Source organism: Pseudomonas sp. Tun-23181, from assembly GCF_057415455.1.
This window is the reverse complement of the sequence record NZ_CM171630.1, coordinates 1,661,313-1,680,659: the sequence shown is the minus strand read 5'-3', so window position 1 is coordinate 1,680,659 and position 19,347 is coordinate 1,661,313. Positions and strand designations below refer to the sequence as shown.

Here is a 19,347-nt window from a genome sequence, read left to right as displayed (position 1 = left end):
CATGAGCAAAAACTATGTGGAACCGGTGCATGCCGGTGAATTCCTGCTGTCCGAGGGCGCTGGGAAGATCTCCCGTGAAGTCATCGAACTGGCACCTGGTGCCGCCCTGGTCGCTGGCCAGCTTCTGGGCCAGCTCAGTGCCACCGGCCAGTTCGCTCCGTACAACCCGGAGGCCGAGGACGGTAGCGAGACGGCCAAGTGCATCCTGTTCGCTGCCGTTGGTGCTTCGGACGTGGCTCGCCGGGGGCGAGCGGTTGTACGTCTCGCCGAGGTCAGCGAAGCGCTGCTGACGGGCCTCGATCTCGACGCTGAGAAGTCCCTGGCGGCGCAGTTCATCATCGTTCGCTGATAGCGAGCCAACCCTGTTTCAGCCCCGCCAAGTGCGGGGTTTTGCATTTCTGGAGGGCCCTCATGGCTGATATCGAGATTTTTGAAGACAACGCATTCACCGTCCCCGCGCTCACGGCTGCGATCAACGAACAGCCCTTCGTGCCGGGCCGACTGGCAGAGCTGGGGCTGTTCGAGGAGGAGGGCGTTACCACGGTGACCGTCCAAGTCGAAAAGGACGGCGACACCCTGGCCCTGGTGCCGGCGGGTGAGCGTGGTACTTCGGGGCTGGTGGTCAACGGCAGCAAGCGGATCCTGCTGCCGTTCAACACCGTTCACTTGCCTGAAACCTTTGCCATCAAGGCAGATGAAGTCCAGGGGATTCGTGCTTTCGGTGAGCAGACCGAGCTGCAAGCTGTTCAGGACGTTGTCAATAAGCGTCTGGCGAAAGCTCGCCGCAACCTTGACGCCACCCACGAGTTCCATCGTATGGGTGCCCTGAACGGCTACGTGCTGGATGCTGACGGCAGTACGGTGCTGCTCGACATCTATGATCGTTTCGGACTCGAACCGATCGAGATCGAGATGGAACTAGCCAGCTCGGGCACCGATGTCCGGGTGAAGTGCGTGGATGCGCTGGATGCACAGGAAGAGGCGTTGGGCGCAACCACTAGCATGGGGTCGCGAGCATTCTGCGGTAAGAACTTCTGGCGGGCGCTGATCGCGCACGAGAGTGTGAAGAAAACCTATGAAGGCACTCAGTACGCTGCTGCGCTGCGTGCGGATGGTCGCGAAGCATTCGAGTTCGGCGGTATCACCTGGGAGCGCTACCGTGGCAAGGTCGGCGGTACCTCCTTCGTGCCGGACGATGAAGCGCGTCTGGTACCGGAAGGTGTGCCTGGCCTGTGCATCACCCGCTTCGCACCGGCTGACTACATGGATACGGTCAACACCGAGGGCCTGCCGTACTACAGCCAGCTGGAGATGATGCCGTTCAAGAAGGGGGTGGCCGGTGAAGCCCAGTCGAACCCGCTGCACCTGGTGACCCGTCCCCGCGCCATTATCCGCCTGAAGCGCTGACCATGAGCTTCCGGGAGCTGATCGTCGACATCGATGACACGGTATTCGATGTCCTGGGGGACACTGCCCTGGTTGAGGGGCGCGAGGTGCTGGGCATGTTCTCAGCGCCTTGGCTGCAGCCCAAGGTCGGCCAGATTAGAACCGCACTGCGCGAGCCGCACCTGGTCATTCGTGTCGATGACAACGTTGGCATCGAGGTCAAGCAGAAGGTCGTCATCGACATGCCACCTGAAGATGGTGGTGGTAACTACACGATCACCGGCATCGAGCCTGGTGGCGATGGTCTGGTGACGCTTGTGTTGAGGAAAACGCTATGAGTGTCGGCAGCTACCACAAGCAATCGGCCAGCTCTGGGCTGATCACTCTGCAGGCCAACCCCCGGGATGTGAAGGGCTTCGATGACTTCGCCAAGTTGGTACCCAAGGCGGTGAACGCGGCTCAGCGGCGGGCCATCACCAAGGTTCTCCGCTGGCTCCGCACCCATATTTCTCGCGATGTGGGCCGCCAGGAACGGATCGCCATCGCGGCTGTGAGGCAGCGCCTCAAGGCTTTCCCAGTGTCCAGCAACGGCCAGGGGCGGCTGTGGTTTGGTATCAACCCCATCGAAGCCAGCCGTGCCGGTCGACCACGACAGACCCGTTCTGGCGTGTCTGTGGCCGGGCGCCGCTACCAGGGCGCGTTCTTCAAGCGCGTCTATGGCGGTAGCCCGGATATCTGGATCCGCACGGCCAGCAAGCACTTCGATGCGAGCGACTACCCCGACAGCGAGGTTTCTGGCGGTGGTGGTCGTCGCTCCGGTTGGATCTCGGAGAACGACAGCCGCTTCCCGCTGGCGAAGGCGAAGATCTCCCTCGAGGACGTCCGGTCGCACTTCGAGGCCTGGACCAATCGAGCACATGAACGGCTGCTGGTGGTGATGGAGCAGGAGCTGAACTTCGAACTGCAGAAATTCCTACGGAGGACAGGCAATGGATGACAGCCCGATTCCCCTCGGTGCGGTGTACACCGCTATTGAGGAGCACATCAAGGAAGCGATCCCCGGGTTGGCCTATGTCGGGACCATGCCGGAGGGGAGGGAAGTTATCGATCCACCGGCAGTGGTACTCGAGCTGGCTGGGTTCGAGGATGCCGACAAAGATCCTGGTACCGGTGAAGTTGCCGTCGAGGCTCGCTTCGAGGCGCGTGTCATCGTCGGGCAGGAAGAGCCCAACTGCTTGCACGTTGCGGCCTTCGTCGCGGCGCAACTGGCGGTCCTGCTGCGTATGCAGTCGTGGGGGCTGTCTGTCGAGTTCGCTGAATTCGTGCGGGCAGAGCGCGACTGGAGTCGCCCAGATCTGGACAGCTACGCGGTGTGGGTCGTCGAGTGGACCCAGGTTATCTACCTCGGTGAGGAGGAATGGCCCTGGCCCAGGCAGCCACCTGGCTCGCTGGTCGTCGCATTTGACCCGGATACCGGGCCGGGCAATGAGCATCATTACCGGGCACCGGAGGATATGGATGAGCTACGCGACAGCTGAGCATGACCGCATGCTGGCCGGCGTGGTGATTCCCTGCCGGGTCGTAGCGGTGGATCTGCCGGCTGCCCAGGTGCGGGTATCCGATGGCAGCAGTTGGACCAGTGCCTGGGTACGCTGGCATGCCCTGGCCGCCGGCAAGGCCCGCCATTGGCGAGCGCCGAGCCTGGGGGAGCAAGGGGTGCTGGTCAGCCCGAGCGGCGACCCGGCGCAGGGGACGTTCGTACCTGGCCTCTACGGCAATGCCGGAGCCCAGCCGGACAATCGCGATTACGTCGAGGCATGGCGCTTCGATGATGGTGGCTCCCTGGTCTATGACTGGGCTGCCAAGAGTTACACCATCAATGTGCCATCCGGCACCGTCACCATCCGGGTCGGCGGCAGCCAGGCAGTGGTCACCGATGACGCCATTACCGCCCAGGCCAGCAACATCATCCTCACCGGTAGCGTGCTGATCAACGGTCCGCTGCAGGTGACGGGCGACATCCATGGCGGTGGTCGCATCATCGATACCGCCGGCAACACGGCCAACCACAAACACTGAAGCCCGCCTAGAGCGGGCTTTTTCATGGGGATCCTATGAGTACCAAGAAATCTGCTGCCGCCGAGGTATCGGCCGCTGCTGACACGTCGGCGTTGCCGGCAATCGGGGCTGTGACCTATGTCGACAAGCTCTACATCTCGCGCTCCCTGATCCTGCAGAGCGGCCGCGAGCTGAAGGTAGTGGGGCGCCACGTGTCGGTCCAAGCCGACGATACCGAGGCGCTGGACTACCTGGCCTCCAACGACGAACTGCAGCTGCTGGACGAATAACCATGATCGGCCTGGATCGCCGGACCGGTCAGCCGGTGTCCGGCCTGAACCATCTGCGGCAGTCGATCGAGGACATTCTGACCACGCCAATCGGCAGCCGCCGGATGCGGCCGGAGTATGGCAGCAAGATCCGTCGTTACGTCGACCTGCCGGTCAATGACGGCTGGAAAAGCGCCGTGCAGGCCGAGGTGGCGCGTGCCCTGGGCCGCTGGGAGCCCCGCCTGAAACTCGAGCGCGTCCGGGTGATAGCTGTGCTTGACGGCAAGATCACGCTGCAACTGACAGGGCAGTACCTGGGCGACTCCGCGACGTTGGAGGTAACTGCATGATCGATCTTTCCCTGTTGCCACCCCCTGATGTGGTGGAGACGCTGGAGTTCGAAACGTTGTATCAAGAGATCCTGAGCAACTTCCGCGCCCAGATGGGCGACCAGTGGACCGCACTGCTGGAGTCTGACCCCGTGGTCAAGCTGCTCGAGGTCGCTGCGTACCAGAAGATGCTTGGTCGCGCACGGGTCAACGATGCGGCGAAGGCAGGCCTTCTGGCCTATGCCAAGGGGGCGGACCTCGATAATCGTGCTGCGGACTACGGAGTACAGCGCCTGACCATTCGAGCAGCAGACCCCAACGCGGTGCCGCCGGTCGAGGCGGTGATGGAGGATGATGAGGCACTGCGTTACCGCACCCGGCTTTCGCTTGAGGCGCTGTCTGTCGCCGGCAGTCGCGGGGCTTATGAGTATCACGCCCTGAGCGCATCCGCCGAGGTGGTCGACGTTTCGGTGGACTCGCCGACCTTTGTCGGCGTGGCCATCAGTGACGCGCTCAAGGCGCAGTTGCCGGCCGGGGCGATTGTCGTGGTCTGCGACTATGACGCTGGGCTGGCCAACCCGTTGCCCGGTGATGTCTCGCTGGCCGTCCTGCCCCGGGCTGGTAGTTCCGTACCGGGCGCCTCGCTCGTTGCGGCGGTGCAGACTGCGCTGTCAGCCGAGACTGTACGGCCGATCACTGATCGACCTCGAGCTCAGCTCGGCCAGGCCATCGACTTTCGGGTAGCGGCCACCTTGCGGATCGAGGCGGGACCGGATCCGGCGGTGGTGACGGCCAATGCCCGAGCAAGCCTGGATGCTGCGATTGCCGAGGCGCGGCGTCTGGAGGGGCAACTGCCGTTGTCAGCGATCTATGCGGCGCTGCATGTGACGGGCGTCAGTGGGGTGGATCTGACCCAGCCGGTGGCTGGAGTGGTGTGTGACAAGCGGCACTACCCCAACTGCACGGGCATCACGCTGACGCCGCAGGTGGCCTTATGAGCCTGCTGCCGCACAACGCCACGCTGCTGGAGCGCGCCCTGGAGGTGGCGTGCGATCAGGGCGTCGATCCGGAAATCATCCGGGGGGTTGCCGATTCGGCGCGCTGTCCTCCGAACTTTCTGCCCTGGTTGGGCTGGGCCATGAAGGTCGATGGCTGGGAGGCGGCGAACACCGACGAGCAGCGCCGCGAGCTGATCCGAGAGGCCATTCCAGTCCACAAGACCAAGGGCACCGTCGGTGCGATCCGGCGGGTGCTCAAGGCGGTGCGGGTCAACGCCGAGTTCAAGGAGTGGCACCAGATCCCGAACGCAGCGCCGTACACATTCCAGATTACCGCCTGGGCGAACGAGAACCGCGAGGGGGAGGGCTCGATCATCTCGCCGCAGCTCGGCGAGCGCTTGCGCGCCCTGATCGATGCAGCCAAGAACGAGCGCAGCCACTATTCGTTTCGCCTGGGCGCTCGCTTCGACGGCGGTCTGGTGCTGGCCAATGCCTCGCGTGTGCGGGCCCTGCAGCGGCTCACTGCCGAGGCGCAAGCGGTACCGATCGACCCGTCTCTGCAGGTGTTGCAGCTGGCCAATGCCGCCAACATGCGTTGCCTGATTCGACAGTCTGTCAATCTGCAATGCGACCCCATCAACGCTGAATCGGGCCTACAGGTTGCCTGTGTGACCCGCGTCCTTGCTGTCGTGCGCGGCACGATGGAGGCTGTTCTATGAGTACACCGTTACAACCCGTTATCACCAAAGCTGGCCTGGCGGCGATCTTCACTGCCGATAAAACCGGGATCTCCGCCCGACTCGGCAGTGTTGTGCTGGGTACGTCCGGTTACGCGCCGAGTGCGAACCAAAAGAGTCTGGTCAGCCAGGTCGCTGAGTACCCCATCATCGGGGGTGAGCGCTTGAGCGACACGCTGTTGCATATCGTGGCCTTGGCTGACGGGCCCAAAGCGTTCTGGGTGCGTGAAATCGGCTTCAAGCTGACTGACGGCACCCTGCTGGCCGTGTGGTCCCACCCAACGGAGGCGCTGACCTACAAGGCAGTCAACGCCTCATTGCTGCTGGCGTACGACTTGTCGCTGGCCGCGTTGCCAGCGAACAGCGTGACGATCATCAGCAATGAGGCCGGGCTGAGTCTGAGTTTGGCAGAGCCGCTGGCTGCCCAAGCGCAGGCGCTGATTGCCGAACAGCTGCGTGGTCTGCGGCAGCAGGACCAACTGGACCTGCAGGCGGAGAAGCAGCGCATTGCCGGAGACCAGATCGCTCGCCTGCTATCGCGCATGCAAGTGGCCGAACAGCGTCAGGACGCTGACCGGGCGGGGCAGACGAGTGTTGCTCTCAGCCTCGCATCGGCGGTGGCTGGTGATCGGCTTCGAGGTATGCGGCAACAAGATCAGCTTGATGCCCTTGCGGAAGCCTCGCGCCGTTCTGGCTCGGCAATCGCACACCTCTCGTCACGCGTGCAGGCCACTGAAAAGCGTCAGGAAGATGACCGAAACGGCCTACTAAGTGTGGCTATCAGTAACGCAGCAGCAGTGATTGCTCTGCAATTGCAAATCTCAAAAGCAACCTATGGAGTGTAAAGATGAGCCTCGAATCGCAACTCGCGGAACTGGTGCGCGTAAATAGCAACCTGGTCGAATATTTTGCTAGCAAGAAAGACGGCATCGATAAGGCAGTGCGGGATGCAATTGCTGCCGTACCTGAGCCGGCACGGGTCTGGTACGTCGACCAGGTGAACGGCTTGGATACGAACCCTGGTACTCAGGAAAAGCCGTTGAAGTCGATCAACCAAGGGATCGCGATGACCCCGAAGAACGGCATCTGCACCGTCAACGTGATCGGCGACTATGAAGTGTCGGCGGGTATTGGATCGCTCAACTCGGTGCTAATCGTTGCGGGGGTGGCGAATAACGGCGTTCGCCCGAAACTCAAGCCCAAATATGCTTCGACCGTCGGCAATGATGGGGTGCTTACCACGACAATGGCGGGCTTCAACCAGTACCTGGCGTCGAACCTGATTTCGTTCCGCGATATCGACATCGCCTTGCCGTCGCCGGCGGGGGTAAACCCGGCGCCCAACAACGCCCGAGCAGGCTCGTTTATCCGAGGTTTCTCGAGCGTGAACGTTCCCACCGTCTTCAACGTCTCCCTCGAAAACGTGACAGTCACGATGGCTGATGACTGGTTCGGCAACTTCATCGGGCTGACTGCCAGCAGCCTGATCCTGGCCGTGACCAACGTGTCTTTCCCCAGCGGGTTCGCGGGTCGTTACGTCAGTAACGTGTCGGCGGGTGCGCTCACGAAAGATCTTCCCCACGTCATGTCCAATCTCACTTCCCTGTAACTTTGGAGAGTCATTCAATGCAAACACGTAACCTGAGCGTCAACTACGGCGGCCAGTTCTATGCCGGGTTCGACTACGAGAATTTGCCGCTGGCTGCGGCCCGGATGGTCGCTGCCGTGCAGATCGATCAGGCGGCGGACATTGCACGGGCCTCGGTGGTCAATGATCCGCTGCGCGCCTTGGAGCATCAGCGCGCCGCTGATGAAGCGCGTGTCTTCGCCCAGTCCGGCTATGTAGGCGAGGCACCACCGTACGTGAAAGCCTGGGCTGATGCCGCTGAACTGGAGCCACAGGCGGCTGCTGACAGCATCCTGGCCGAGGCCGAAGCGTGGTATGAGGCGCTGCTGACCCTGCGGGCCCTTCGCCTCAAAGGCAAGCAGGAGGTGCTCAAGGCGAACAGCCATGAAGAAGCTGAATCCATCGCAGACGCGGTCATCCAGGCCATCAAGGAAAGCGTCCAGGGCGTCGGCAACGCCGCCTGACTCGTTCTCCCGCAATGTCACTCCCAAGGCCGCTATGCGGCTTTTTTTGTGCCTGGAGGGCACGCATGAATCGAACTCACTTCGAGCACGTCCTGGCGGCGCTGCTGATCATGGGCGCCGTGTGGGGCGTCTTGGCCCTGCTGGGCGTCCCGGCCGGTCACTGGGCCGGCGCCGCTGCCGGCGTCTTCTTCTTCGCTGGTCGCGAGTACACCCAGGGCGAGCGCACTTTGGCCCAGGCCGAGGCAATCTACCTGGATGAGCTGAGCTGGTACGACGGCCTGCGCATCTGGCGTTGGACCCCTGACGGTCGCCTCGACTTCCTCTGTCCCCTGGTGGTGTGTCTGGTCGCGGCGCTATTGGTGCAGTTGCTGTTCTGACCTCAAGCCTCTGCAGCCCCGCCAGGCGGGGCACCTTTCCTTCATTCCAGGGCCGCGTACGACGCGGCCCTGTCCTTTCTGGAGTTTCACATGGCTGGATTCTTTCACGGCGTTACCGTTTCGAACGTCGACATCGGCTCGCGCAGCATTGCGGTACCGTCCTCCTCGATCATCGGTTTGGTCGACACGTTCACCGAGGGCGCGAATGCCACGGCCAAGGTGGGCGACCTGGTGCTGATCACCAGCGAGCGCGAGGCGGTGGCCGCATTCGGCGCTGATGCCGCAATCACCAAGGCCTGTCGGGCGATCTACACCCGGACCAAGGCGGTCATCGTGGCGTGTGGCGTGGCGAAGGTGGCCGACGCAGCTGCACAGACCTCTGCGATCATCGGTGGCGTCCAGGCCAACGGCAAGCGCACCGGCCTGCAGGCGCTGCTCGATGGCAAGAGTCGTTTCAATGCTCAACCGCGACTGCTGATCGCGCCCAAGCACAGCGCGACTCAGGCGGTGGCGACTGCCATGGACGCGCTGGCCGGCAAGCTGCGCGCTCTCGGCATCATCGACGGGCCGGGCACCTCCGATGAAGAGGCCGTTGCCTACGCCGGCAACTTCGGCACGCGGCGCTTGTTTATGGCTGACCCCGGTGTGCAGTACTGGGATACCGTGGCGAGCTCTACCGTAGACGCCCCCAGCTCGGCCTGGGTAGCCGGCCTGTTCGCCTGGACCGACAGTGAGTATGGCTTCTGGGCTTCGCCATCGAACAAAGAGTTTGTCGGTATCACCGGCACCACCCGTCCGGTGGAGTTCCTGGATGGTGATGAGACTTGCCGGGCCAACCTGCTGAACAACGCGAACGTGGCCACCATCATCCGCGACGATGGCTATCGCCTGTGGGGTAACCGCACTCTGTCGAGCGACCCGAAGTGGGCCTTCGTCACGCGCGTTCGCACGATGGACATCGTCATGGACGCGATCCTGTACGGCCATAAGTGGGCGGTCGACCGCTCGATCACCGCGACCTACGTCAGGGACGTCACCGAGGGGCTGCAGGCATTCATGCGTGACCTGAAGAACCAGGGCGCGATCATCAACTTCGAGGTCTATGCCGACCCGGAGCTGAACACTGCCAGCCAGCTGGAGCAGGGCAAGGTGTACTGGAACATCCGTTTCACCGATGTGCCGCCGGCCGAGAACCCCAATTTCCGCGTTGAGGTCACCAATCAGTGGTTGACCGAAGTGCTTGATTCCGCTGCTTAAGGAGCTCCCCGATGGCAATGATCCCCGAAACCCTGGCCAACCTGAACCTGTTCGTTGATGGCATCAGCTTCCAGGGCGACGTGCCCAGCCTGACGCTGCCCAAGCTGACCCTCAAGATGGAAGAGCACCGCACCGGTGGCATGGACATGCCCGTGGAGATGGACATGGGCATGGAGAAGCAGGAGGCCAGCTTTACCACCACCGGTGTGCGCAGGGAGTCGCTGAGCTTCTTCGGCCTGGCTGATGGCACCGCGTTCAACGGCACCTTTCGTGGTGCCTTCAAGGGCCTCAAGGGCAAGATCACCCCGGTGATTGTCACCCTGCGGGGCACCTTGAAAGAGATCGACATGGGCGACTGGAAACCCGGCGACAAGGCCGAGATCAAGCATGCCGTATCGGTCACTTACTACAAGCTGGAGGTCGACGGTCGCCTGGTCTACGAGATCGATCCGATTGGCATGAAGCGGGTCATCGACGGTGTCGACCAGCTCACTGCTCAACGCCAGGCCCTTGGCCTGTAACTCTCCCTCCGAACACAAGGAACTGACACATGAGCAAGAAAGCCCCCTCCTGGATGACCTTGCAGGCTGATCGCGTGACCGTCCGACTGAGCAAGGCCAGCGAGGCCAATGGCGTACAGGTCGACATGTTGACCCTGCGTGCCCCGACCGTGCGTGACGTGCGCGCCGCCCAGAGCGGTAGCGATGGCGACGATGATCAGCGTGAACTGAACCTGTTCGCCACGCTTGCCGAGGTCGGAGTGAAGGACCTCGAGGGTCTGACCATGAAGGATTACACGCGCCTGCAGGCCGGCTATTTTCGCCTGGTGCAAGACGACGAACTTTAGCCCACAGGTGCAGAAGTGGCTGGCCAAACGGCTGGCCCGCGAGCTGGGTTTCTCAGCCGCTGAAATCTCGACCATGCCCTGGGCGGACATGGTCTGGTGGCTCACGGATTGAGCCTGCTTGGGGGTAGCGTATGGCAAGAAAACTGGCGTTAGCGCTGGAAATCGGTGGCGCCGTCGCACCGTCAATCGGCGCCGCATTCAAGACTGTCGATGGGCACATCAAGAAGCTGGAGGAGAAGGGCAACAAGGCCAAGGTGCTGAAAAGCACCATTGGCGAAACCATCAAGCTGCGTGATGAGTGGAAGCGGGCGCACGATGCCGGTGCGGCAGGAGCCGACAAGCTGTTGCGCAAGCTGGACAGCAACCTCGAGGCCTTGCGAAAGCAGGGGGTGGAGATGGGCCGGCTGGGGCGCGAGTACCAGCGCCTCGGGCGTGAGGCCAAGGCTGCGGATCTGCAGTTCAAAGGCCACCAGCAGATCCAGCAAGGTCGGGATGGACTGAAGTCCAGCCTGGGCAAGGTCGCAATCGGCGTGGGTGCGGCGGCGGTACCAACGACGATCAGTGCCAACTACCAGGCGATCATTCGGGATATCGCGATCAAGGCCGATGTCGCGAACAAGCCTGAAGAAGCGCAGCTCACTCGGACGGTGATCGACACCGCTAAGGACACTGGCATGTCGCGCAACGACGTGGCGGACCTGGTCAACCAGTTGGTTGGTGCCGGCATGGAGCTGGACAAGGCCTTGGCCTATGCGCCGACGGCGGCCAAGTTCGCTGTTGGCCAGGGCTCCTCGGGTGTGGACACGGCCAGCATGATCATGGCGCTGCAACAGAACGCCAAGATCACCGACCCGAAAATCATGCAGCAGGCGTTGGAGGCGATCGCTTACCAGGGCCAGGCCGGCTCGTTCGAGGCCTCGGACATGGCGCGATGGTTTCCGCAGTTGCTCGCGGCGATGGAGAAGAGCGGCAGTACCGGCATGGATGCCGTCACGTCGCTGGGTGCGATGCTGCAGGTGCAGATGAAGACCGCCGGCAGTTCGGATGGCGCGGCGAACAACCTGAAGAACTGGATCGAGAAGATCGGTGCGGGGGATGTGGTCAAGGCGTACAAGGACGCCGGCATTGACTACCAGGCATCCCTCAACACCGGGATCCAGAAGGGCATGAACATGCTCGAGGCCAGCATGGCCTTGGCGCTGCAGTATGTTGAAGCCACCGATCCGGCGAAGGCGAAACAGATCAAGGATGCCCAGGCGAAGATCGACAAGGAAGCCGATCCGGAGAAAGCCCGGGCCGCGTTGGATGCCCTGGAGAAGACCCTGCGTACCGGCGACCTGTTCGCCGACATGCAGGTCAAGGCGGCGCTGACTGCCTATGCGCAGAACCGAGGCTTGTACAACGAGCTGAAGAGCGATTCGCAGAAGGCCAGCGGCATCCTGGAGAAGAACCTGGCAGAACGCCGAGAGACGTCGGCACAGCGCTGGGCCGAGCTGGGACAGGCGGTGGATGACACGATGCGTAGCATCGGGGATGCCATCCGTCCGGCCACGGATGCTGTTGCCCAGGGGCTGACCTGGGTGGCACGTGGCATGACGTCTCTGTCCGACAACTTCCAGCCGGTGGTCCTGGGCATCGCGGGCATCACGGCGGCGGTGGGGGCTTTCCTCACCGTCTCCAGCGCAGCGAAGATCGGGCGGGGGGTGTTCAATCTTGCCCGAGGCAAGCGCCTGGAGCGGCGTGCCAGGGACGGGCAGGGCGCCGATATCGAGTTGCCTCAAACCGGTAACCCGGTAGTCGATAGCGGCATTGGTGTCCTTGGGCAGGTGTTGGGCGCGAAGGCGTCACCAGAAGAAGCCACCAAGGAGCCCAGCGCTGGGCGCAGTGCCAAGGTGCAGAACGTCTTCGTGGTCAATGCGGATGCGATCAGTAGGACGAGTGGTGGCCTCACCAGGCGCGCTCCTGCAGCGGCGGGTGGTAGCCGACGGGCGCGTCGGCGCCGACGCCACCAGGCACGTGCCGTGGGCAGTACCGTCCGCCCCCGGGCCAGGGGCACGCCTGCGCCGTTGAGCACGCCGTCGACCAAGCCAGCAGTACCGGCCCTCAGTCGTGCAGGGCTCTTCGCCGCTGTGCCTGCTGCAGCGGGGGCGGAAGATCTTGGTCGGGTGGCTCGCTCGATCAGGGGTGTCACCCGGTTGGCCAAGCGCCTGCCGGGCGGCAACGTCGTGGACGCTGGTGCGGAAGCGCTTGATGTTGCGCTGAATGCCGAGACTCAGGACGAAAAAGCCGAGGGCTACGGTGGTGCAGCGGGCAGTCTTGCGGGGACGCTTGCGGGAGCAGCTGCAGGCGCGGCGATCGGCTCGGTCGTCCCGGTGTTGGGGACGGCAGTCGGCGGTGCGCTTGGCGCAGTCCTGGGCGGCATGGGAGGTGAGTCGCTCGGGGGCTGGCTGGGCAAGAAGCTGTTCGGTGAGGCTGAGCCAGACGGCCCGGCCAGGGATCGGGAAGCACCTGCTTCGCCGGCCATCGGTGATGCGATGCGCACCAATGTCCTGCCGGGTGCCGAGGCTTCCAGCAAGCCGCCCATGTCGGATCCGTCCAATACGTTGGGGGATGCTTCACGCACCACGAAGGCTGTAGTACCGACGGTGGTTTCACCGGTGGTCGGTGATGTTGTGCGCCCCAAGCCAGAGTCGCCTGCTGAAGCCGCCAAGCCGGTCAGATCCGATCCACCAGGCGCTTCGATGGGAGAGACACGCACGGCGCTGCCCGTGGTGCCGAGGGTAGTCCCGCCGGTTGTCGGTGACACCGTGCGCGCCAAGCCAGAACCGGCACCGCTGGCTCCCGGAGACCTGGTCCGCGACTTGGTGAAGGCGGTGCCACCAGCGCCGCCGGTGTTGGAGGTGGCCAAGCCGGCCCCGGCCGCGAAGGCGCCGCCGCCGAAAGTAGAGCAGTCGTTTCAGCTCTCGCTGAGCATTCCGGTGGTGGTGCAGGGCGACATGAAGGATCCGGCTCGGTTTGCCAGCGACTTGGAGCCTCACATCAGGCGTCAGGTGGACGCGATCTTGCGCGATGTCGCGAGTCGGCAGAGCGCGGTCCAGTTGTTCGATGCCCCACACGTTTAAGGAGGTACCATGGCATACATGGAGCAATTGCAGTCTGCGCTGAAATGGCTGGTCGCGGCCGGGGAAGCGGGCAGGCAGAGCCTGGATGGCATGTTGGGGCCGTTGACGGGAGCGGTGAGTGACATCACCGGCGCTGCGGCGGACTTGGAAAACGTACCGTTCGTGGGGCCGGTGATCGGCGAGAAGCTGGGCAGGGTAGTGCGTGGTATTGGGGTTGCACAGTCCCGCGTCGGTGAGGTGGCGGCCAAGTACGGTCAGGCCGTATCCGCGGCCAGCCAGGTGCAGGAACGCCTGGGGGCATTGAAGGAGCAGGCCGCCAAGGTCCGCTCGGAAGTGGGGCGGGTGGCGGGCACCATCAGCCCGACGCTGGCCCCGGTCGTGCCGACCGCCAGCCTCGCCGCCGAAGTCACGCCGCAGCCCGAGGCGGTGAAGCCGTTTCCACACCTGTTGATCATTCAACCCCACCGGCCGGACGCACAGCCGTACTACTTCAACCTGGACACGGCGGCATTCGACGAACTTCGTCGACAAGCGTCGTTCCGCTGGGCGGGGCAGGAGCGCTTGCGACGCACTGTAGCCCAGCAGGCGGTCAGCCTGGGCGAGGAGAAGATTACCCTCAAGGGGGTGATCTTCCCGGGTTACAAGGGCGGTATTGGCCAGCTCAATACGCTTCGCAGTATCGGTCGGAACCTGCAGCCGCTGAACCTGGTGACGGGGTATGGCGAGGTGCTGGGGGACTGGTGCTTGCTCAGTGTCGAGGAAGAACAGAGCAACCTGCTCGCCGGCGGCATTCCTCGAAAACAAGCCTTCTCGTTGGAGTTCGTGAGCTATGGCAACGACCTGCAGAACGTCTGACGGGGATCTGCTCGATGTGATCTGTCAGCAGTACTACGGGCACCTGAACGGCACGGTTGAGGCGGTGCTCGAGGCAAATCCGGATCTTGCCAGGGAGGCGCAACCCTACCGCGCCGGCCTGGTCATCCATCTGCCAGACCTGTCCGCACCGGCCGTGGAACTGCTGCAGATATTCGGCTGATTCCGCTTCACGTTACGAGCCCCGCCCAGTGCGGGGCTTTTTATTGGAGGAACCATGCAACCCACCTATCGCATCATTGCCGACGGCAAGGACGTCACTGCGCTGATCAACGACCGTCTGGTGTTGCTGCGGCTGTCGGATAAGCCCGGGATGGAGTCGGATGAATTCGAGCTGCGAATCGATGATCGCGACCAAGCGGTTGCGCTGCCGGGGCGCGGCAGCAAAGTTGAGATTCTGATGGGATACCAGGGCCAGGTGCTGACGCGTATGGGTTCGTACCTGGTGGATCAGGTTCAACTGTCTGGCCCGCCTGACACGCTGATCATTCGCGGCAAGGCCAGCGACATGCGTGGCAGCGGCAAGACCATTCGCAGCGGCAGTTGGGAAAACGTCCCGCTCTCCCAGATTGTCAGCGACATCGCCAAGCGCAATGGCTGGGAGCCGGTCTGCCCAGTCCAGACCAAGGTCGAGCGCGCCGACCAGCGCAATGAGTCGGATTTCAACTTCATCACCCGCCTGGCTAAGCAATACGACTGCACCGCCAAGGTCGCCGACGGCAAGCTGCTTGTCATGCCGCGCCAGGCTCAGGTGAGCACCAAGGGCAAGGCCTTTGGCGCGGTGATCATCCACAAAACCGATGTGGCTCGCTACGAGTTCCGCCTGGGTGATCGCTCGACGCAGAAGTCCGTGAAGACCCAGCACCAGGACAAGAAGACCGGCGAGCTGAAGGTGATCGAGCTGGGTAACGAAGATGCTCCCGACGGCCTGCCGGCGGTCCACACAGACCGCCACATCTACCCCAACAAGAGCGCTGCCGAGGCCGCTGCCAAGGCTCGTCTGGCTGCGTTCAACCGCAGCACCGCCGGAGTGCGTCTGGAGATGGCGGGTAGGACCGACCTGTTTGCTGAACGGGTAATCGATGCCCAGGGCTTCAAGATTGGGCTGGATGGCCAGTACCTGGTCGATGGAGTCGAGCAGGTGTTCACCCCGGCTGGTTGGACGACCGCAGTCGAGTGCAACGGCGGCAAGAAAGGCAAGGCCAAGGCCAAAGGCAAAAAGAAGAAAGAAACCAAGCCACTGAAAGTGGTGCAACTGAATTCGGCCTGAGCGGCCACCACAGGAGATACCCATGGCAATTACTGAAAAACAGCTGCAGCAGATCCTCCCCAACGCCGGCCGCCAAGCCGGCGTTTTTGTTCCTGGCCTCAACGCCGCGATGGGCAAGTACGGCATTGTTACCCGCCTGCGGATGGCAGCGTTCATCGCCCAGGTCGGCCATGAGTCGGGCCAGCTTCGCTACGTGCGCGAGCTGGGCAACGACAAGTACCTGTCGAAGTACGACACCGGCCGCCTGGCCCAGCGCCTGGGCAACACGCCCGAGGCCGACGGTGATGGTCAGAAGTATCGCGGTCGCGGCCTGATCCAGGTCACCGGGCGGGCCAACTACGAAGCCTGCAGCGAAGCGCTGTTCGGTGACAGCCGCCTGCTCAGCACGCCGGAGCTGCTCGAGCACCCGGTGTACGCCGCGATGTCGGCCGGCTGGTACTGGCACCGGGAGGGCCTGAACAGCCTGGCGGACAAAGGCGACTTCCTGGCTATCACGAAGCGTATCAACGGCGGTACCAACGGCCTTAAGGATCGCGAAGCCCTCTACAAGCGTGCGCTCGAGGTGCTGCAGTGAAGGCGCTGGATTGGCGTCTGGCCTGCCTGGCGCTGCTGCTGGGCTTGGCCCTGGGTGGGCGTGGCGCCTGGTTGTGGCAGGCCAACGCCTACGGCAAGCAGCTCGCCGACCAGGCGGCGGACTATGGCAGCCAGTTGGCGGCAAAGGACCGCGATCACAGCCGTGAGCGTGAGGAGGCCGCTGCGGCGGCGCTGGATCAACTGGCAGAACAGCAGGGCGCCCGTCGCGCCCTGGAAGCCCGCCTGCAGGAACAGAACCAGGCACACTGGAAGGAGATGAACGATGCTCAACAAACTCAAGCTCGCCTGCGTGACAGGCTTGCTACTGCTGACCTGCGGCTGTCAGTCCTTCTCGACGCCGGATCCCTTGCCGCCCAGGGTTGTGACGGTGGGCTGCGAGAAACCGCCGGCGCCGGAAGCCTGGTTCATGGAGCCGTACGCGCCGAACTTGACCGAGCGCATGCTCAACGAATTGTCGCCATCACCGACGAAGGCGACCGGGGGCTGATTGCACTGCAGGCCTGCCAGGCCTACGTGCGCGAAGTCACCAAGTAATTAAAGAGGCGAGCCGGGTGGATGCGCCAACATCCAGCCCGGCCCGCCGAACCCGCAGACCCTTCCTGCAAGTCCAGCCGTGGCCTCTGCCTTGTGCACAAAGCGCGGCGAGCCTAACACCTGTTTATCCATACAGTAAAGACTTGCAACCTTATGACCTCTCCAATCATCCCCTGGATGGGTGGCAAACGCCGCCTGGCCGACCGCTTGATCCCTCTCTTTCCCCCTCATGAATGCTATGTCGAAGTCTTCGCCGGCGGCGCCGCGTTGTACTTCATGCGACCTCAACCTGCACCGGTAGAGGTGCTCAACGACCTCAACGGTGACCTGGTGACGCTTTACCGGGTGGTGCAGAACCACCTCGAGGAATTCGTGCGCCAGTTCAAGTGGGCGCTCAGCTCCCGCCAGATCTTCGAGTGGCAGAAGATGACCCGTCCGGAGACGCTGACTGACATCCAGCGAGCGGCCCGGTTCTTCTATCTGCAGCAGCACGCCTTCGGTGGCAAGGTGACCGGGCAGACCTTCGGTACCGCGACCACCGGGCCGGCCATAAACCTGTTGCGCATCGAGGAGAACCTTTCTGCGGCGTGGCAGCGCCTGGCCGGCACGTACGTGGAGAACCTCTCCTGGCTCGACTGCGCCGAGCGGTATGACCGGGCGCACACGTTCTTCTACATGGACCCGCCCTACTGGCAGACCGCCGGCTATGGGCTCGACTTCCCGTTCGAGGAGTACGAGCGCATGGCCGACTTCATGCGGCATTGCAAGGGCCGGGTGATGGTCAGCATCAACGACCACCCGGATATCCGGCGAGCGTTCGGCGGCTTCCACTTCGAGTACCTGGATATCCGCTATAGCAACACGAACCAGCGCCAGGGCAAGGCGGAGGTGACCGGTGAGCTGGTGATCATGAACTGGCAGCCCGAATCGCTCGGTGGGTTGTTCTGAACTGCTTTGGTTCGGGGGCGGCTACTCATGGTCTGAGTAGCTGTCCTGCTGGCTACTCGTCCGCCTGTCGCCAAGGGGTGGCTGGAGCAGTCGAATCCTTGAAACTATGATGGCTAATAGATATAGTCGATCGCCCAAAAATTTCGCAAGGATTCGCTGGTGTGTGGGGAATGAATATGAGTTTGTCGGATGATGCTATCCATTTCCCCAAGTCGCTGAGCGAGTCGGATCCGGAGACGCTTTTTCGATTCTGCGCTAGTCTCAATGCTTGCACCGGCAACGCTACTTTGGATGCTTCGGACCTGTGTTTCATCGATCCCCTAGGCCTCGCAGTTTTGAGGGCGACGTTGGAGTGCCAGCCGGAGGAGCGAACATTCCACGTGCGCTTCATGAAGCGTGAAATGATCAAATATTTCGTGCGGATGGACTTCTTCCAAGGCCTCAGCGTCGAAGGTGTTGACGTTGAAAGCGGGAGGAATCCAGAGGGTGAGCCTGATAGCTGTGTAGAGCTCCAAAGGGTAGTAGACGGGCAGTCAGAGACTATCGCCTCTCGACTGGTGCAAGCCATGATTGGTCAGATAGCTGATAATCCTGACCAGATGATGGAGGCTTGTAGGAGGCCCATCGAGTATTCCCTCAAGGAACTGCTTGAGAATGCGCTGTCACATGCGAAGAAGGAAGGAAATTTTGGGTCATCGGTGTGGGTAGCATGCCAGCACTTCCAATCAAATGGCGTAGTACGGCTAGCGATTGTGGACAATGGGTGTGGGTTTCTTGCTACGCTGAAACACCACCCTGAGCTGGCTGAGCAGACCGACAGCGCTGCGATCCAGGCTGCTTTGAAGGAGCGGGTGAGCTGTAACCGAGGGCCTCTTGTCGGCTATGAGACCGATAGTCAAAATCAAGGGGTGGGCTTGACGACTACAGCTAAAATAGCTGAAGCAGCAGGTGGATTTTTAGTAGTAGCCAGCGGCGAAGCATGGCTCCGTACAGATCTTGAGCACGATCAGAGCAGTAGCCTCAGTGAGTGCCCGTGGAAGGGGGTGGCGATCTCTTTCCACTGCAACCGTGACCAGTTGCCGCAAGTCGACATCCCAGCATTGCTGCCTGCAGTCGAGGACGATGTCGGTGATGAGATCACGTTCGACTAGCCCTGTAATCTGGGTAACGGTTGCACATAGCGAAATTTTTTTCTGATGCGTACGATACAAGATACGCTGACATTGCCGAGGGAAGCGTCATGCAAACGATCAATCTGGCGACGGGACGAGAGTCCATCGGAACGCTGGGGATGAGAGCCTCTGCCACACCATTTCGACAGGAAATCGAAGGGTGTATCGGAAATGGATCCAAAGTGGCGATCGATTTTTCCGGTAAGGATGCTACTCAGTCTTTCGTGGATGAACTGATTGGCGGCTTGATCCTCAAGCATGGTCGAAAGGTTTTGTCGAGCCTGACCTTCAAGAATTGCTCCGATGACGTCAAGCTGATCATCAAATTTGTTGTCAATGATCGAGTTCATCAAGTGGAAGCAGAGCGTGCGATCGCTTGAGTCGCACCTATGCATGAAAAGGCCCCCTAAATTAGGGGGCTTTTTCTTTGGACGGCTCCTGCCCTAGCAGGTCAGTTCTAACGACTATCCTGCTAGATCGCGTGG

26 protein-coding genes are annotated in these 19,347 nt (G+C 62.2%); all 26 read left to right on the top strand.

Annotated elements, in window-relative coordinates:
* Position 1 precedes the first annotated feature (1 nt).
* Entirely contained in the window at positions 2 to 349 is a 348-nt protein-coding gene (locus ACDI39_RS08255; RefSeq protein ID WP_253081156.1) for a head decoration protein, read from the top strand.
* Between the two features lie 62 nt (positions 350 to 411).
* Complete coding sequence (locus ACDI39_RS08250; RefSeq protein WP_486538317.1) at positions 412 to 1,407, top strand: major capsid protein; 996 nt, start codon at positions 412 to 414, stop codon at positions 1,405 to 1,407.
* Positions 1,408 to 1,409: 2 nt separating this feature from the next.
* Positions 1,410 to 1,724 (top strand): head-tail joining protein, encoded by a 315-nt coding sequence (locus ACDI39_RS08245; protein WP_253081154.1) that lies wholly within the window; start codon positions 1,410 to 1,412, stop codon positions 1,722 to 1,724.
* Positions 1,721 to 2,383 carry a hypothetical protein gene (locus ACDI39_RS08240; RefSeq protein WP_486538315.1) on the top strand — a complete coding sequence of 221 codons (663 nt, stop codon included), beginning with the start codon at positions 1,721 to 1,723 and terminating at the stop codon, positions 2,381 to 2,383. Before ACDI39_RS08245 ends, ACDI39_RS08240 begins: the two co-directional genes overlap by 4 nt.
* Positions 2,376 to 2,924, top strand: a complete 549-nt coding sequence (locus ACDI39_RS08235; protein ID WP_486538313.1) for a hypothetical protein — start codon at positions 2,376 to 2,378, stop codon at positions 2,922 to 2,924. The genes ACDI39_RS08240 and ACDI39_RS08235 overlap by 8 nt, the downstream gene beginning before the upstream one ends.
* Entirely contained in the window at positions 2,905 to 3,465 is a 561-nt protein-coding gene (locus tag ACDI39_RS08230; RefSeq protein WP_486538311.1) for a phage baseplate assembly protein V, read from the top strand. The genes ACDI39_RS08235 and ACDI39_RS08230 overlap by 20 nt, the downstream gene beginning before the upstream one ends.
* A 35-nt stretch (positions 3,466 to 3,500) precedes the next feature.
* Positions 3,501 to 3,734 carry a hypothetical protein gene (locus ACDI39_RS08225; RefSeq protein ID WP_486538309.1) on the top strand — a complete coding sequence of 78 codons (234 nt, stop codon included), beginning with the start codon at positions 3,501 to 3,503 and terminating at the stop codon, positions 3,732 to 3,734.
* A gap of 2 nt (positions 3,735 to 3,736) precedes the next feature.
* Positions 3,737 to 4,063, top strand: a complete 327-nt coding sequence (locus ACDI39_RS08220) for a GPW/gp25 family protein (protein ID WP_486538307.1) — start codon at positions 3,737 to 3,739, stop codon at positions 4,061 to 4,063.
* Entirely contained in the window at positions 4,060 to 5,040 is a 981-nt protein-coding gene (locus tag ACDI39_RS08215; RefSeq protein WP_486538305.1) for a baseplate assembly protein, read from the top strand. Before ACDI39_RS08220 ends, ACDI39_RS08215 begins: the two co-directional genes overlap by 4 nt.
* The gene (locus ACDI39_RS08210) at positions 5,037 to 5,759 is read left to right on the top strand and encodes a phage tail protein I (protein WP_486538303.1); all 723 of its coding nucleotides are present in this window, start codon (positions 5,037 to 5,039) and stop codon (positions 5,757 to 5,759) included. Before ACDI39_RS08215 ends, ACDI39_RS08210 begins: the two co-directional genes overlap by 4 nt.
* On the top strand, positions 5,756 to 6,622 hold the full coding sequence (locus tag ACDI39_RS08205; RefSeq protein ID WP_486538301.1) for a phage tail-collar fiber domain-containing protein: 867 nt from the start codon (positions 5,756 to 5,758) through the stop codon (positions 6,620 to 6,622). Before ACDI39_RS08210 ends, ACDI39_RS08205 begins: the two co-directional genes overlap by 4 nt.
* 2 nt (positions 6,623 to 6,624) lie before the next feature.
* Positions 6,625 to 7,386: a hypothetical protein gene (locus ACDI39_RS08200; protein ID WP_486538299.1), complete on the top strand. Its 762-nt coding sequence runs from the start codon at positions 6,625 to 6,627 to the stop codon at positions 7,384 to 7,386.
* 17 nt (positions 7,387 to 7,403) lie between these two features.
* Positions 7,404 to 7,868 carry a hypothetical protein gene (locus ACDI39_RS08195; RefSeq protein ID WP_486538297.1) on the top strand — a complete coding sequence of 155 codons (465 nt, stop codon included), beginning with the start codon at positions 7,404 to 7,406 and terminating at the stop codon, positions 7,866 to 7,868.
* 65 nt (positions 7,869 to 7,933) lie between these two features.
* The gene (locus tag ACDI39_RS08190; RefSeq protein ID WP_486538295.1) at positions 7,934 to 8,245 is read left to right on the top strand and encodes a hypothetical protein; all 312 of its coding nucleotides are present in this window, start codon (positions 7,934 to 7,936) and stop codon (positions 8,243 to 8,245) included.
* 90 nt (positions 8,246 to 8,335) lie between these two features.
* Positions 8,336 to 9,502, top strand: a complete 1,167-nt coding sequence (locus tag ACDI39_RS08185; protein WP_486538293.1) for a phage tail sheath subtilisin-like domain-containing protein — start codon at positions 8,336 to 8,338, stop codon at positions 9,500 to 9,502.
* An 11-nt stretch (positions 9,503 to 9,513) separates the two neighbouring features.
* Positions 9,514 to 10,023, top strand: coding sequence for a phage major tail tube protein (locus ACDI39_RS08180; protein ID WP_486538291.1), 510 nt, complete (start codon positions 9,514 to 9,516; stop codon positions 10,021 to 10,023).
* Between the two features lie 29 nt (positions 10,024 to 10,052).
* Positions 10,053 to 10,349, top strand: a complete 297-nt coding sequence (locus tag ACDI39_RS08175; RefSeq protein ID WP_486538289.1) for a phage tail assembly protein — start codon at positions 10,053 to 10,055, stop codon at positions 10,347 to 10,349.
* Between the two features lie 131 nt (positions 10,350 to 10,480).
* A complete protein-coding gene (locus tag ACDI39_RS08170; protein WP_486538287.1) occupies positions 10,481 to 13,471 on the top strand; it encodes a phage tail tape measure protein in 2,991 nt (996 codons plus the stop codon).
* A 9-nt stretch (positions 13,472 to 13,480) separates the two neighbouring features.
* A complete protein-coding gene (locus tag ACDI39_RS08165; protein ID WP_486538285.1) occupies positions 13,481 to 14,326 on the top strand; it encodes a phage tail protein in 846 nt (281 codons plus the stop codon).
* On the top strand, positions 14,301 to 14,507 hold the full coding sequence (locus ACDI39_RS08160) for a tail protein X (protein WP_368815588.1): 207 nt from the start codon (positions 14,301 to 14,303) through the stop codon (positions 14,505 to 14,507). The genes ACDI39_RS08165 and ACDI39_RS08160 overlap by 26 nt, the downstream gene beginning before the upstream one ends.
* Positions 14,508 to 14,561: 54 nt before the next feature.
* Positions 14,562 to 15,614, top strand: a complete 1,053-nt coding sequence (locus tag ACDI39_RS08155) for a phage late control D family protein (RefSeq protein WP_486538282.1) — start codon at positions 14,562 to 14,564, stop codon at positions 15,612 to 15,614.
* A 22-nt stretch (positions 15,615 to 15,636) separates the two neighbouring features.
* Positions 15,637 to 16,188 (top strand): glycoside hydrolase family 19 protein, encoded by a 552-nt coding sequence (locus ACDI39_RS08150; protein ID WP_486538280.1) that lies wholly within the window; start codon positions 15,637 to 15,639, stop codon positions 16,186 to 16,188.
* Positions 16,185 to 16,742, top strand: a complete 558-nt coding sequence (locus ACDI39_RS08145; RefSeq protein WP_486538278.1) for a lysis system spanin subunit — start codon at positions 16,185 to 16,187, stop codon at positions 16,740 to 16,742. Before ACDI39_RS08150 ends, ACDI39_RS08145 begins: the two co-directional genes overlap by 4 nt.
* A gap of 153 nt (positions 16,743 to 16,895) precedes the next feature.
* Positions 16,896 to 17,690, top strand: coding sequence for a DNA adenine methylase (locus ACDI39_RS08140; RefSeq protein ID WP_486538276.1), 795 nt, complete (start codon positions 16,896 to 16,898; stop codon positions 17,688 to 17,690).
* Positions 17,691 to 17,866: 176 nt separating this feature from the next.
* Positions 17,867 to 18,841 carry an ATP-binding protein gene (locus ACDI39_RS08135; RefSeq protein WP_486538274.1) on the top strand — a complete coding sequence of 325 codons (975 nt, stop codon included), beginning with the start codon at positions 17,867 to 17,869 and terminating at the stop codon, positions 18,839 to 18,841.
* An 89-nt stretch (positions 18,842 to 18,930) separates the two neighbouring features.
* Positions 18,931 to 19,242, top strand: a complete 312-nt coding sequence (locus ACDI39_RS08130; protein WP_486538272.1) for an STAS-like domain-containing protein — start codon at positions 18,931 to 18,933, stop codon at positions 19,240 to 19,242.
* The last annotated feature ends 105 nt before the right edge of the window (positions 19,243 to 19,347 follow it).

What these genes read in the sequence shown, in the direction of transcription:
- ACDI39_RS08175 (WP_486538289.1), top strand. Translation starts at nt 10,053, where the DNA reads ATGAGCAAGAAAGCCCCCTCCTGGATGACCTTGCAGGCTGATCGCGTG.
- ACDI39_RS08190 (WP_486538295.1), top strand. Translation starts at nt 7,934, where the DNA reads ATGAATCGAACTCACTTCGAGCACGTCCTGGCGGCGCTGCTGATCATG.
- ACDI39_RS08210 (WP_486538303.1), top strand. Translation starts at nt 5,037, where the DNA reads ATGAGCCTGCTGCCGCACAACGCCACGCTGCTGGAGCGCGCCCTGGAG.
- ACDI39_RS08135 (WP_486538274.1), top strand. Translation starts at nt 17,867, where the DNA reads ATGAGTTTGTCGGATGATGCTATCCATTTCCCCAAGTCGCTGAGCGAG.
- ACDI39_RS08150 (WP_486538280.1), top strand. Translation starts at nt 15,637, where the DNA reads ATGGCAATTACTGAAAAACAGCTGCAGCAGATCCTCCCCAACGCCGGC.
- ACDI39_RS08155 (WP_486538282.1), top strand. Translation starts at nt 14,562, where the DNA reads ATGCAACCCACCTATCGCATCATTGCCGACGGCAAGGACGTCACTGCG.
- ACDI39_RS08230 (WP_486538311.1), top strand. Translation starts at nt 2,905, where the DNA reads ATGAGCTACGCGACAGCTGAGCATGACCGCATGCTGGCCGGCGTGGTG.
- ACDI39_RS08220 (WP_486538307.1), top strand. Translation starts at nt 3,737, where the DNA reads ATGATCGGCCTGGATCGCCGGACCGGTCAGCCGGTGTCCGGCCTGAAC.
- ACDI39_RS08140 (WP_486538276.1), top strand. Translation starts at nt 16,896, where the DNA reads ATGACCTCTCCAATCATCCCCTGGATGGGTGGCAAACGCCGCCTGGCC.
- ACDI39_RS08215 (WP_486538305.1), top strand. Translation starts at nt 4,060, where the DNA reads ATGATCGATCTTTCCCTGTTGCCACCCCCTGATGTGGTGGAGACGCTG.
- ACDI39_RS08195 (WP_486538297.1), top strand. Translation starts at nt 7,404, where the DNA reads ATGCAAACACGTAACCTGAGCGTCAACTACGGCGGCCAGTTCTATGCC.
- ACDI39_RS08165 (WP_486538285.1), top strand. Translation starts at nt 13,481, where the DNA reads ATGGCATACATGGAGCAATTGCAGTCTGCGCTGAAATGGCTGGTCGCG.
- ACDI39_RS08170 (WP_486538287.1), top strand. Translation starts at nt 10,481, where the DNA reads ATGGCAAGAAAACTGGCGTTAGCGCTGGAAATCGGTGGCGCCGTCGCA.
- ACDI39_RS08235 (WP_486538313.1), top strand. Translation starts at nt 2,376, where the DNA reads ATGGATGACAGCCCGATTCCCCTCGGTGCGGTGTACACCGCTATTGAG.
- ACDI39_RS08245 (WP_253081154.1), top strand. Translation starts at nt 1,410, where the DNA reads ATGAGCTTCCGGGAGCTGATCGTCGACATCGATGACACGGTATTCGAT.
- ACDI39_RS08185 (WP_486538293.1), top strand. Translation starts at nt 8,336, where the DNA reads ATGGCTGGATTCTTTCACGGCGTTACCGTTTCGAACGTCGACATCGGC.
- ACDI39_RS08240 (WP_486538315.1), top strand. Translation starts at nt 1,721, where the DNA reads ATGAGTGTCGGCAGCTACCACAAGCAATCGGCCAGCTCTGGGCTGATC.
- ACDI39_RS08160 (WP_368815588.1), top strand. Translation starts at nt 14,301, where the DNA reads ATGGCAACGACCTGCAGAACGTCTGACGGGGATCTGCTCGATGTGATC.
- ACDI39_RS08200 (WP_486538299.1), top strand. Translation starts at nt 6,625, where the DNA reads ATGAGCCTCGAATCGCAACTCGCGGAACTGGTGCGCGTAAATAGCAAC.
- ACDI39_RS08225 (WP_486538309.1), top strand. Translation starts at nt 3,501, where the DNA reads ATGAGTACCAAGAAATCTGCTGCCGCCGAGGTATCGGCCGCTGCTGAC.
- ACDI39_RS08130 (WP_486538272.1), top strand. Translation starts at nt 18,931, where the DNA reads ATGCAAACGATCAATCTGGCGACGGGACGAGAGTCCATCGGAACGCTG.
- ACDI39_RS08250 (WP_486538317.1), top strand. Translation starts at nt 412, where the DNA reads ATGGCTGATATCGAGATTTTTGAAGACAACGCATTCACCGTCCCCGCG.
- ACDI39_RS08205 (WP_486538301.1), top strand. Translation starts at nt 5,756, where the DNA reads ATGAGTACACCGTTACAACCCGTTATCACCAAAGCTGGCCTGGCGGCG.
- ACDI39_RS08255 (WP_253081156.1), top strand. Translation starts at nt 2, where the DNA reads ATGAGCAAAAACTATGTGGAACCGGTGCATGCCGGTGAATTCCTGCTG.
- ACDI39_RS08180 (WP_486538291.1), top strand. Translation starts at nt 9,514, where the DNA reads ATGGCAATGATCCCCGAAACCCTGGCCAACCTGAACCTGTTCGTTGAT.